Below are 12,506 nucleotides of genomic sequence, written 5' to 3' on the forward strand. Positions count from 1 at the left end.
GCATTTCCTGCTCAAAAGGCCCAATGTAATACACCGTTATTATTTTGTCTATAGAAGTTTATTAAGAACCCATATGATGGCATTGAGAACGTCAGAAATTAATCTCTGATCTCAGCGAGAAGCTTTTTCGCTTGCTCCCTTTGTTCTTCACTCCCATGCTCCATCACTTCCTGCAAAGATTGTCTGGCGGCCTGAAGGTCATCCATGCTGATATATGTTTTGGCCAGAGCCAGCAAGGTGTCTAATGCGGATTTACTTGTTACCAGCTCTGAAACCTTTTCTTCGGGCTCCGCAGGCGCATTATTGGCAGTTTTCGGAGCAGCAGGCGCAATCGATGGCTGGCTAGTGGTTGTTTTCTCTTCGTCCAGATTCATTGATGCAAAAAAATCCTTTTCGTCGCTGGATAATTCTATTGCTGCTTCTGGCTCGTCTGCCTTTTTCTCTTCACTTGCAGCAGTCTCCTGCAGTGGAGGCAAGTCGCTTTTATCGAGGACAAAGTCAAGACTGCGATCATCTGATTCAGACGACGATGAAGTCTCAGGCTGGTTTTCCTGAGTTAACTTTTTATGCAGACCGGGTTCAAATTCCAGGGTATAGTCCGCCTCGGACAATTTTTCCTCATCATCAATGACTTCATCAGCAGAAGGTTCATCTTCTCGCTCGGATTGGCTGTCTATCGACTCCTGAGGACTCTCAGCAGAAATATCCTTTGGCATATCCAGTCGCTGTGCGCTGAGTTCTGCCTGTAAAATATCATCGCGCGCCTTATCATCCTGAATCTCCGATTCTCTTTCTTTGGCCTGCTCTGTGGTGCCAGGAACAAAAGCCGGTCTTTCAGGAACCTGTTGGCTTAAATCTTCCTTTACTTCCGGCACAACCGGTTCGAGCTGAGGCTTTAGTTCCTGCAAATTATTTGACCACGGTTTTGCTGGCAAACTTGCAGCAACCGGCGCACACTGGGGCTTTTCCGTGCGCCGTCTGCTAATTAACATGCCTGACATGATACCTAAACTGATACCACCTGTTAGCAGCAACAGATACACCCACCAGGGCAGGACATTGCTGTCATCATTTAGCTCATTAACCTGAGCTTTCAAACCTTTTCTTTCTTTAATAAATTGACTAATCTGCGTCTTGAGTTCGGAGAATTCCTGATTTTGCTGCTCCATCTTTTGCAACAATTGCTTATTGTTGCCCTGGAGAGCAGAAAGTTGTGCTTTTAATTGCATGTTTTCAGAACGAACCGCATCAATTGCTGCTGAATTTACGTCCATCTCAGCTTTCATGCTGAGATCAGTCTGTTTGGCCCCTGCTTGCGCCACAGTATCCGGCTTGGGTAATAATGATGTAAATAAAACTGGTTGGGTGGACTTGTCCTGCTCAAATGCAGGAACAGGCAATACTGTTGAAACGCCTGGCTGTTGCCTGGTTTTTTGGTCAAACTGTGAACTGCCAGCCACTGCGTCTATATATGGGGGTAACAGGACATGCTTTATTTCACTACCTGACTTCCAGGCGGTATCGTGTGCCTCTACCTCTTTTTTTGCCAGGTCAGCAGGTATTTTTAATACTTCCTCATTCGATGGAATTCTAAGCCGTTCTCCGATTTTGAGACCATTCAGATTGCCCTGTGTGAATGCCTGAGAGTTGGTGCCCACTATGGCAAGGATTACTTGCTGTAAGCTGGAGTCAGTTGTCACATAACGCTGCGCAATTTGCCAGATATTTTCATTAACCAGGGTTGGGCCATAACTCGCCTCTTTCCGAACTTGATGAGCAGCATCCGGTAATTCAACAATATGCGTAAACACTGGCTTGTCTACAATGCCGGGACCTTTAATCGTCTTGCTTCTGATTACTTTATCACTATGGACGACAGTAACCAGTTTATAGCCGGGAGGGTCAAGTAAAATAGTATAGGATCGGTACAACTGTCCTTCTGCCCATGCCAAATCCACAACCAATTGCAAAAAAGGCTCTGTAATTCGCTCCTGTGATGTTAATGCAATAACGGGTTTGCCTTTTTTATTTAATCGGACGTCAAACTGGATGAACGAGAGAATTTCTTTTCTCTCCAGACCAATCCGTTCAAAATCTTCGACCGAAGCCAGACTGGCTTTAATCCCGTTAAGTGGAATACCATCAATATCAATTAAGGGAATTTCACCCTGAAAGGGCTGGTTAAGACAGGAGCTTACAGTGAGTTCGCCCATGCCCAGGGAGTAAACGGCAAATGGCATAGTAATCGTTAATATTGCAGCCTGCAGACGATTTAGTTTCACAACACTCCCTGTAGGAAAAACTCTCAATACCAGGTTCTGTGAACAAATTTTATTGTGAGCGAAAATGCGGATAATTAAAATATGTTCACGGAACCTAAGATAAAAGAACAAAATTATCATCTTCATTCAATGGATTCAAGCGAAGTTATACTCTTTAACGATTTAACATTTGCATATCAATTTGCTCTATTTCATAATGCCGGCCATCAAAATCCCTGTTCTGCAGCTAAGCTATTGATAGAGGCATAATCATTCGGGGTAATGTGAAATTGAAGGAGGTAATCAATGACTGCTCAAATACTGGATGGGAAAACTGTCGCCTCCCAGCTTAAATTATCTCTTAAAGAAGAAATTAATCAAAGAAAATCCTCTGGTGAAGTAACTCCTGGTCTTGCGGTTATCCTGGTTGGGAATGACAGCGCATCAGAAGTCTATGTCGCTAACAAGCGCAAAGCCTGTGCTGAAATCGGAATAAATTCCTATGCCTATGATTTACCAGTTGATACCGATGAAAAGACTTTGCTGCAATTGATTGAGCAGCTCAATCAGGATGAAAACACACATGGTATTCTGGTTCAACTGCCACTGCCTCAGCATATCAACGAAGCAACCATTATCGAGGCTCTTTCGCCTTTAAAAGACGTCGACGGCTTTCATCCCTATAATATAGGCCGGCTCGCTCAGCGCTCCCCCCTGCTAAGGCCCTGTACTCCCGCTGGAATTATTGAGCTTCTGAGAAGTTATGACATCCCTCTTCGGGGCACTGACGCGTTAGTGATAGGCGCCTCCAATATTGTAGGCAGACCAATGATGCTCGAGTTTTTGCTGGCAGCGTCTACAGTGACCATCACCCATCGTTTCAGTAACAATCTTGAAAAACATGTTCGTAATGCAGAAATCATTGTAGTCGCCACGGGCAAGACAAATGTGCTGGATACAAGCTGGCTGTCAGAGAATCAGATAATAGTTGATGTGGGAATACACCGACTGCAAGATGGCAGTCTTTGCGGAGATGTGGATTATAAAGAGGCGGTGGAAAAAGTCGCCTGGATTACACCGGTTCCAGGCGGAGTTGGTCCAATGACTATCGCAATGCTGCTACAGAATACATTGATTGCTTCAAAACACCTGACTGGTTTGTGACCGGTCAATCATCTATCAAGTTCATCCCAGTCAAAATCACCATCCAGCTCATCTATTTCTTCACGCAGCCGTTTTTTTTCGAGCCGCTCCTCCAGCATTTTTCGAACGCGTTTTTTGTGAGAGAGTTGTTCTTCGTCTTCATGAGTATACTCATAATCAGAAAACGAGTAACTGTCATCATGTTCATTTCGCAAACCCATACCCGCCTCCTAAACGCAACTTTAGTTTTTTATCAGCCCAAATCAGTGCAGACTGATCTTAATTTGAGTATAGTGCAAAAAATAAAAGAGCTGCCCAGGTGTATGCTGGAACGGGTTTAAAACGTATAATTGCTTTAATCTTATTTTTTAAAAGTCTTTATGCTCAGTTATCAACACGGTTATCATGCCGGCAATTTTGCGGATATCGTTAAACATTTCGTTCTGACCAACCTGCTTTCCAGTCTGCAACAAAAAGAAAAGCCCCTGTTTATTCTGGAGACCCATGCCGGACGAGGGCTTTATGATCTTCGCGATCGGCAGTCGAATAAAACAGGAGAATATCTGGCGGGAATCGCAGAGGTATGGAAATTTAAGAAAAAAGCGCCGACGGCTTTTGAATCGTACTTAAAAAGCATCCAGAAATTAAATAATGAGGAGCTCAGATATTACCCGGGTTCACCCTCATTAATTATTGATAATCTGCGTTCTCAGGACAGATTAACAGCATGCGAGCTGCACCCACGAGAATTTGACCATCTCGACTCCTTGTCTCACCAGGGCAAGCGCGTCCATTTTACTCATAGTGACGGGATGCATAATCTCACAGCCTTGCTTCCTCCGCCCGAACGCCGTGGTTTGATTTTTATTGATCCATCCTTTGAGATAAAAACAGAGTACAAACAGATCCCTGAGAAAATGGGCCTGGCTTATAAAAAATTTGAAACCGGCGTGTTCTGCCTCTGGTATCCAATTATTGATAATCGTTTACATGAAAAACTTCTTCGGCATTTAAGTGCTATCCCAGCGAAACAAACACTAAACATTGAGTTTCATTCAGGCGTTCCAGGCGATGGAATGAATAGCTGCGGCTTATGGATAATAAACCCGCCCTACCTGCTCGAGGAGCAGGCAAAAAGCGGACTTGATTATTTATGTTCTATAATTAACCCCAAAAAATCATTTTATCGTATTGAAAAGACGGGGTCTTAATTCAAGATAGGAAGCGCAATGAACATTATTCCTGTACCGGCATTCTCGGATAACTATATCTGGACACTAGTTAATGAAGAGCAGCAGACAGCCATTTGTGTTGATCCGGGGCAGGCCCAACCGGTTTTAAGCTATTTCAAAACACACAAGCTTCGCCTGGATGGCATTTTACTCACTCACCATCACGCTGATCATATAGGCGGTGTACCTGAATTGCTTAATCATTTTCCTCTTGCCTGGGTTTATGGTCCGAAAGATCAGCGGATACCACAGCCCTTTCATTCGATCACCGAATCTGATTCAATTGAATGGCTGGGTTGTCATTTCAAGGTGCTCGAGATTCCAGGCCACACCAGCAGCCATATCTGCTATTTTGAGCCCCAATATGAAGCCTTATTTTGTGGCGACACACTTTTTTCAGCAGGTTGCGGCCGAGTATTTGACGGCAGTCTGGAGGCGCTGTTTGCGTCACTGACCCGCCTTGGTCATTTGCCGGGAAGCACAAAGGTTTACTGCGGCCATGAATATACCTTACAAAATCTTCGCTTTGCTAATCAGGTTGAACCTCAAAATACAGATATTCAATTGGAAATGAGCAAGTTTAACCAGCCAGATTATCACTGCTCTCTGCCTTCGACCATTGAAAAAGAGAAGCGTATCAATCCCTTTCTGCGGACTACAGAACCCTCAGTTATACAGTATGCAGTCAATAGAGGATGTTCTTTAGTTGAGCCATTAAGGGTATTCAGACAACTTCGGGAAGATAAAAATAATTTCTCTTGAAGGTTGATTAATAAATCGACAGAAACAGTAAATGAGGCATTAAAGGGTTTATCCCGAATTTGATCTTTAGTAAACTGACTTCCCCTTATCAGAAATAGGTTCGCACATTGAAGTTTAAATTCAATTATATTTGTGGAATATTTCTTTATTTATCAATGAATCTTTGTTTTGGCTGGGGTTTTGGTCATTCTGTTCCCACGGTATGGGAGGTATTGAGAAGCCAGCTTAAAATGAATCATGAAGTCACACAGCCTGAAGTTCAAACCCAACTGCAATGGCTCATCAATCATCCAGGCTATCTGCAAAAACTGGCACGAGCCGAACCCTATATGTATCACATTGTCACTGAAGTTAAAAAACGGAATCTGCCAGGAGAACTTGCCCTTATACCTATGCTGGAAAGTGCCTACGATCCTTTTGCTTATTCAGGAGCCGGCGCTGCCGGTTTATGGCAGCTGATGCCCGGAACAGGGACTAATCTTGGTTTAAAACAGGACTGGTGGTTTGACGCAAGGCGAAGTATTACTCCTTCTACCGATGCAGCACTTAATTATCTGAATTACCTTGGCCGATATTTTAATGGAAACTGGGTTCTCGCTATTGCAGCCTATGATTCCGGCGAAGGAACGATTTCAAGAGCCATTAAAAACAGCGGTCAGACAGGACGAGCAGTTAATTTCTGGGTATTACCGGTTCCGAATGAAACGCGCTTTTATGTACCCCGATTACTGGCGCTTGCCGAAATTATTAAATACCCGCAGCGTTACCGAGTAAGCCTTCCTGAAATACCGCATGTTCCCTATTTTGAGGAAGTTAATATTGGCAGCCAGATTGACTTAAACCATGCCGCTAAATTGGCAGGCATTTCCTACACAGATTTAATAAAATTGAATCCTGGCTACAATCGCTGGGCCACAGCACCCTATAAGCCGTTCAAGCTATTAATTCCTGCAGCCAAAGTAGCCGCTTTTAATCGCAACCTGGCTCATGTTCCACGTGAGCAACGCGTCAGCTGGACCCGGCATCAGGTGCGAAAAGGAGACAATCTGAACTCTATTGCACAGCGCTATTTTACAACTGCAAAATTATTGCGTGAAGTCAACCAGCTCCCTAACGACCGACTCAAAAATGGTCAGTTTATTTTAATTCCCAGCACTAAGAACGCGCCGCGAGCGATAGCCAGCAATCGGCCCAAACCGATAGTGGATAAGCCTGCTTCGACACAAATTTATAAAGTAATTCATATTGTGCAAAATGGAGAGGATATCCGCAGCATTGAAGCCAAATATCAGGTTGCAGCCGCCGATATACGACAATGGAACAAACTGAATCCGAAAAAAGCACTATCAAAGGGACAACAGTTAGTCATCTGGAGGAACAAAGTGAATCCGGGTATCTATACCGTTAAAAACGGCGATAGTTTAAGCGCAATTGCCAAACGCAATAATACCAGTGTTGCCAATCTGGCAAAGCTAAACCCAAATATCAATATGAATCTCCTGAAACCTGGCCAGAAATTATTTGTTGGTTAAAGTATTTTGAGGATACAAAGAAATCCCCCTCTCTCTAACTCTCTCACAAGGGGAGAGAGAATTTAAGGAAGTAGGCATCAATTTAAAAAAGAAGAACCCCTCTCCCAAGTAGAGGGCTAGGGTGAGGGTTGATTTTAACCGCCTTCCCTGAGCTCCTAATTAGGGCGTGTTTACAATTCATCCTCAACGTCTACGTACCGCGGCTTGTCCGCGGTATCCAGAGGATCTAAGTCAACAACAAATATCTTCGTACAGATCACGCCAATCTGGGTTTAGGGTCTCAATTAAATTTAATTTCCATTGGCGGCACCAATTTTTGAATCGTTTTTCACGTCGAGCTGCTTCGATGTATGTTACATGGATTTCATAGTAGACCAATAGATGTACATTGTACTTGGCCGTAAATCCTCGAATCACGTTATTTTTGTGTTCCCAGGTTCGTTTAATTAAATCGGACGTTGAACCAACATACAGAGTGCCATTACGGCCACTTGCCATGATATAAGCATAAAATGATTTCATCTTTCTTCCTCTAGAACATTGGACTCAACGTGATGATATCACTTAAATTTTGCTCGCTACATGGGGAGCCAAATATATGAGCATGCCATCACAAGCATAGATGCTCGTCACTGAGCATCACTCTAGCCATTGCAAACTCGTTTTATATTTGACGTTAGAATCGTGATAGTACGAGTTTGCTCTTATTTATCAATTGAACGAGCAAGTAAATTGCCTCTGTCTTAACTTGACCATCTCCTGGATACCGCGGACAAGCCGCGGTACGTAGACGTTGGGTATGAATTGTAACCACGCCCTATTTTTATTTTAAAAATTATTCTGTTAATCAAGCCTTAAGCATTACTGTTTTACACTAAAACAAAATGAAAGAGGAGACTGTCATGTCTAACAGAGAATTGTCTGAACGTTTGAATAACGAACTGGATGCGATAGGAGTTCCCGATTTAATGACCGAAAGGGTTCAAGCCTTTGCGAAGATGCTAAAATTGCCAAAATTTAAGGCCGAAGCGGTTCTGAATGGAATGATGGTTGACTCAGGCACGATGCAAACCATTGCCAGTGAACTTGAGGTCAGTGTGGATTGGTTGCTGGGTAAGAAAAAGAACAAAGATAAACACTGAATGTAACTCCCCAGGTACGTCATCCTGTCCAGGATGACGTTGAGACGATTCAGGATTAAATTCCCTCAGGAATAGACATAAGACTCGCATTGCCTCCTGCTGCTGTCGTATCCACTGTATAGGTTCGCTCATGACATAAACGCAGCAAATAGTATGGGCCGCCGGCCTTGGGTCCTGTACCGGATAATCCTTCTCCGCCGAAAGGCTGGAGTCCTACCACCGCACCAATCATATTACGGTTAACATAGCAGTTACCGGCATGTACCCGCTGACGAATATAATCAACAGTATGATTTATCCGGCTGTGAATTCCCAGAGTCAAGCCATAACCCGTTCCATTAATTTCGCTAATGACTTTATCCAGCCCTTTTCGTGGATAGCGAATCACATGGAGAACCGGCCCAAACACTTCTTTCTTGAGCGAGTTGATGGAGTCGAGTGCTATTGCTGTGGGCGGCATGAAATATCCGTTTCGGCAGTCTTCACTTAAGCGGCATTGGTAAATGATCTCATGGCTTTTTCTCATTTGCTCCACATGGGTTTTAAGCACTTCCAGAGCTTCACTGTCAATAACAGGCCCAATATCCGTGCTCAGCCATTGAGGATCCCCAATCGTTAATTCTTCCATAGCTCCTTTTAAGAGCTCAATGAAGCGAGGATAAACCTCTTCCTGGATATAGATGACACGCAGGGCTGAACAGCGCTGGCCCGCACTTCCAAATGAGGAAGTAATCACATCCACAATAACCTGCTCAAGCAATGCGGAAGAGTCAACGATCATAGCATTCTGACCGCCTGTTTCAGCAATCAGGGGGATAATTTCTCCACCCCGTGTTGCCAGTGTCTTATTAATCAGATTAGCGGTTTGCGTTGAACCAGTGAATACAACTGCTTTCACACGCAAGTCAGCCACCAGTGCCGCTCCAATGGTTTCACCAGGGCCAGGCAGGAGTTGAATAACCCCTGCAGGAATCCCTGCTTCATGCAGAAGATTAACTGCCATGCAAGCAATTAAAGGCGTCTGTTCCGCCGGTTTGGCAATAACACAATTTCCCGTCACCAATGCGGCAACCACCTGACCTGTAAAAATAGCCAGCGGGAAATTCCAGGGACTAATGCAGAGCACTGTTCCTCTTCCATGAAGCGATAACTCATTAACCTCGCCTGTATAGCCATGTAATGACTGTGGTGAGCCCATCAGTTTTACAGCATGAGTCGCATAATAACGGCAAAAATCAACCGCTTCCCTGACTTCAGCAATACTGTCGCTCCAGGTTTTTCCGGCTTCAAGGCAAAGCAAAGCCATTAGTCTGGCCTGATTTTCTTCAAGCAGATCGGCATAGCGTTCAATAAGAGCGGCTCTTTCCTTCACAGGACGAGTATTCCAGTGCGAAAAGGCCTTCTCCGCCTGTTTTAAAGCCCAGTCGATATCTTCAATTGCAGTATCGCTGACCTGACCAATCGGCTTATCAGTGCGTTGCGGTGATGTGACACTCCGATGCACTTGTCCTGCTTCACGACCATTTAATAAAGGTTTGGCCTGCCAGTGCGTCAAATCCTGGGTATCATAATAAGCGCGTAATTGATTCAATTCCTGTCTATTGGTGAAATCGAATCCGGATGAGTTCTGACGCTCAGGTAAAAATATGGCAGAGGGTAATGGAATATTATGATTAATTTTGGATAAAAACCCACGTGCCTTAGCGACTGGATCTTCTACCAAAGATTCGATCGGTGCTTTTTCATCCACTATCCTGTTCACAAAAGAAGAGTTTGCTCCATTTTCAAGAAGCCTGCGAACGAGATAGGGTAATAAATCTTCATGGCTGCCGACTGGCGCATAGATACGGCAAGGGATCCCCAGTTTAGACGCAGGAACAATCTGCTCGTAGAGCTCTTTACCCATCCCATGAAGGCACTGAAATTCAAAATCCCGGTAATCACCTACTATTTGCAAGACCATTGCGACAGAATAGGCATTATGGGTAGCAAACTGAGGATAAATAACATCCGTCATCGTAAGCAGTTTTTTTGCACAGGCCTGAAAAGAGACATCAGTGAATACTTTACGCGTGAATACAGGATATTCTTCCAGTCCCTGCATTTGTGTTTTTTTGATTTCACTATCCCAGTAAGCACCTTTAATCAGTCGAACCATGATCCGGCGGCCTTTTTTACGTGCCAAATCAGCAAGCCAGTCCAAAACAAATGATGCTCTTTTCTGGTAAGACTGAACAGCGAGACCGAAGCCTTTCCAGCCATTCAGACTATCATCATTGAAAACAGCTTCAATAATATCCAATGAGATATCAAGGCGTTCTGATTCTTCGGCATCAATGGTCATGCCAATATCATAATGTTTGGCAATTTGGGATAGCTCAAGGAGTCGAGGAGGTAATTCCCGCATCACCCGTTCTTTTTGTGCTTCCTGATATCTTGGATGCAAAGCCGATAGTTTAATGGAAATCCCTGGTCGCTGATAGATTGTCGCTTGCCGATCCGCCTTTTCCCCAATCGCCTTAATCGCATCTTTATACGCCTGGAAATAACGATCCGCATCGATCTGCGTCAGCGCTGCTTCGCCCAGCATGTCATAAGAATAACGATAGCCAATTGCTTCTTTTTTCTTCGCCCGGGTTAAGGCTTCCGAAATGTTGCGCCCCATGACGAATTGCTTGCTCATGATACGCATTGCCTTATCCACCGCTTTACGCACAACCCCTTCGCCGCTGCGATTAAGAACAGTGAAAACAGCCTTGCTTAAGACCGACTCCGCTTTTTCTGGCGTCAGTACTTTCCCCGTAAGCATAAGCGCCCAGGTGGTTGCATTAACAAAAAACGACTGACTTTGCCCCCGATGTGATTTCCAGTCGGCAGCGGTCAATTTGTCTTTGATAAGGCTGCTGATAGTTGGATTATCAGGAACTCGTAACAGGGCCTCCGCCAGGCACATCAGCGCAATCCCCTCCTCGCTGGATAAGGAATATTCTGTTAAGAAAGAATCAATTCCGGTACTCTTTGTCCGCTCAAAACGAACTTGTTTGACTAAATCGGTTGCAAGACCTCTTGCGCCATGCAATTGCGGATCGGAGAGTGTTGCCTCATCAATGAGTTGACTTATTATTGATAATTCGTCGATTCTATAGGCTTGATTGATTTGAGCGCGCAATCCTTCCGGACCTTGCAAATGACGCTTAACTAGCATTGCTGTCTCCACCACAAAATTTGGTATAAAATTTAACAATCAATGATAATTCAGAATGCACTCAAATGAAATCCACCCAGACTTAATTTCATGAAAATTTACGCCGAAAAGCGATTTCCAGGAAAAGCACAACCCATCATTTTTAGATCTAATTTAAACCTTATTGATTTATTTTTATACCGTTAATTCGCAAAACCCAACCGTTTTTAGAGCACTTATTGAACATATAGAACATATACAAACCATGCATTAGATTGGAAAAATTAGCTAAGATTCTGAATTGATATATTTTTTTTCCTCATGAGCAATGATTTTTCTTATTATTTTACTTTTGCCTCACTTGTAAATATAATCATCAGCTTTTGATTGCATTGTAATCAATGTTTCACAAGAAAAAAGGAGTATCATGAGTACAGTAATTAGCCTTCTATCGGCACTGTTTTTTTCATCGCATTCAGCGCCGACTCACCCTATTTCAACACAGGTTGCTGCAGCAGCCAAACCGGCAAGTAATCTGAGCGTTCAAGTTCAGCATCTTAGCAAGAAAGCCCCTCAGTTAAATAAAAAAGTATTGAAGCTGGCGCTGGCGGCCTATCAAAAAGCATCTGCAAAAGGCGCTGTCAAAAAGCCTTTGCTGACAGTCATTGATTATTCATTACCTTCTAACAAGCAGAGAATGTGGATTTTTGATCTTAATAAAGAAAGACTTTTATATAATACTTACGTAGCGCACGGGAAAAACTCCGGAATGGACGTGCCAAAACATTTTTCGAACAAAGTATCCAGCAAAGAAAGCAGTCTGGGAACGTATGTAACGCGCGATACTTATTATGGGTCAAAAGGCCTGTCATTAAATCTTCAGGGGCTTGAAAGAGGAATTAATGACAATGCTTACAATCGCAGAGTAGTGATTCACGGCGCATGGTATGTAGAGCCTGATTTTATCAAAAAAACTGGCCGTGCAGGACGAAGCTGGGGATGCCCTTCTATCGCTCAAACTCTGGCCAAGCCGGTAATTAACACGATTAAGGGAGGATCTGTAGTGTTTGCTTACTATCCCGACAAGTTTTATTTATCGCATACTGGTTATGCAATGGCATAAAAAATTAAGCCAGGGTATCGTACCCTGGCTTTTTCGCAGTCATCCAATCAGGACATCCTGTCCCGAAATCTTCCCTGATTATTTCATTTCCATATGACGAAAGTCCTTTTAAAGACCTCATTTCCGT

Annotated in this window: 10 protein-coding genes; 6 read left to right on the forward strand and 4 right to left on the reverse strand. The window is 43.7% G+C overall.

Annotation, left to right across the window (positions count from 1 at the left end; translation table 11 throughout):
- Window positions 1-98 precede the first annotated feature (98 nt).
- The gene (locus B1207_RS03510; RefSeq protein WP_172458097.1) at window positions 99-2,282 is read right to left on the reverse strand and encodes a FimV/HubP family polar landmark protein; all 2,184 of its coding nucleotides are present in this window, start codon (window positions 2,280-2,282) and stop codon (window positions 99-101) included.
- Between the two features lie 285 nt (window positions 2,283-2,567).
- Between B1207_RS03510 and folD the strand changes: the two genes are divergently transcribed.
- A complete protein-coding gene (gene folD / locus B1207_RS03515; RefSeq protein WP_112218618.1) occupies window positions 2,568-3,425 on the forward strand; it encodes a bifunctional methylenetetrahydrofolate dehydrogenase/methenyltetrahydrofolate cyclohydrolase FolD in 858 nt (285 codons plus the stop codon).
- A gap of 8 nt (window positions 3,426-3,433) precedes the next feature.
- Here the strand turns inward: folD and B1207_RS03520 are convergent, their stop codons facing one another.
- Window positions 3,434-3,625, reverse strand: coding sequence for a PA3496 family putative envelope integrity protein (locus tag B1207_RS03520; RefSeq protein WP_058508126.1), 192 nt, complete (start codon window positions 3,623-3,625; stop codon window positions 3,434-3,436).
- A 159-nt stretch (window positions 3,626-3,784) separates the two neighbouring features.
- Between B1207_RS03520 and B1207_RS03525 the strand changes: the two genes are divergently transcribed.
- The 3 genes from B1207_RS03525 to B1207_RS03535 all read left to right on the forward strand — a co-directional run bounded on the left by B1207_RS03525 (window position 3,785) and on the right by B1207_RS03535 (window position 6,930).
- Entirely contained in the window at window positions 3,785-4,615 is an 831-nt protein-coding gene (locus B1207_RS03525) for a 23S rRNA (adenine(2030)-N(6))-methyltransferase RlmJ (protein WP_112218619.1), read from the forward strand.
- Between the two features lie 18 nt (window positions 4,616-4,633).
- Window positions 4,634-5,398 carry a hydroxyacylglutathione hydrolase gene (gloB, locus tag B1207_RS03530; protein WP_112218620.1) on the forward strand — a complete coding sequence of 255 codons (765 nt, stop codon included), beginning with the start codon at window positions 4,634-4,636 and terminating at the stop codon, window positions 5,396-5,398.
- A 155-nt stretch (window positions 5,399-5,553) separates the two neighbouring features.
- A complete protein-coding gene (locus tag B1207_RS03535) occupies window positions 5,554-6,930 on the forward strand; it encodes a LysM peptidoglycan-binding domain-containing protein (RefSeq protein WP_112218621.1) in 1,377 nt (458 codons plus the stop codon).
- A gap of 231 nt (window positions 6,931-7,161) precedes the next feature.
- On the opposite strand, the gene B1207_RS03540 is transcribed toward B1207_RS03535, so the two are convergent.
- On the reverse strand, window positions 7,162-7,452 hold the full coding sequence (locus B1207_RS03540) for a GIY-YIG nuclease family protein (protein ID WP_112218622.1): 291 nt from the start codon (window positions 7,450-7,452) through the stop codon (window positions 7,162-7,164).
- A 380-nt stretch (window positions 7,453-7,832) separates the two neighbouring features.
- Between B1207_RS03540 and B1207_RS03545 the strand changes: the two genes are divergently transcribed.
- Window positions 7,833-8,072: a hypothetical protein gene (locus tag B1207_RS03545; protein WP_112218623.1), complete on the forward strand. Its 240-nt coding sequence runs from the start codon at window positions 7,833-7,835 to the stop codon at window positions 8,070-8,072.
- Between the two features lie 55 nt (window positions 8,073-8,127).
- On the opposite strand, the gene putA is transcribed toward B1207_RS03545, so the two are convergent.
- Window positions 8,128-11,277, reverse strand: coding sequence for a bifunctional proline dehydrogenase/L-glutamate gamma-semialdehyde dehydrogenase PutA (putA, locus tag B1207_RS03550; protein WP_172458100.1), 3,150 nt, complete (start codon window positions 11,275-11,277; stop codon window positions 8,128-8,130).
- Between the two features lie 406 nt (window positions 11,278-11,683).
- On the opposite strand from putA, the gene B1207_RS03555 reads away from it, so the two are divergent.
- On the forward strand, window positions 11,684-12,379 hold the full coding sequence (locus tag B1207_RS03555; RefSeq protein ID WP_112218624.1) for a murein L,D-transpeptidase catalytic domain family protein: 696 nt from the start codon (window positions 11,684-11,686) through the stop codon (window positions 12,377-12,379).
- Window positions 12,380-12,506 lie beyond the last annotated feature (127 nt).

Source organism: Legionella quinlivanii, assembly GCF_003265995.1.
Taxonomy (GTDB): Bacteria; Pseudomonadota; Gammaproteobacteria; order Legionellales; family Legionellaceae; genus Legionella_C; species Legionella_C quinlivanii_A.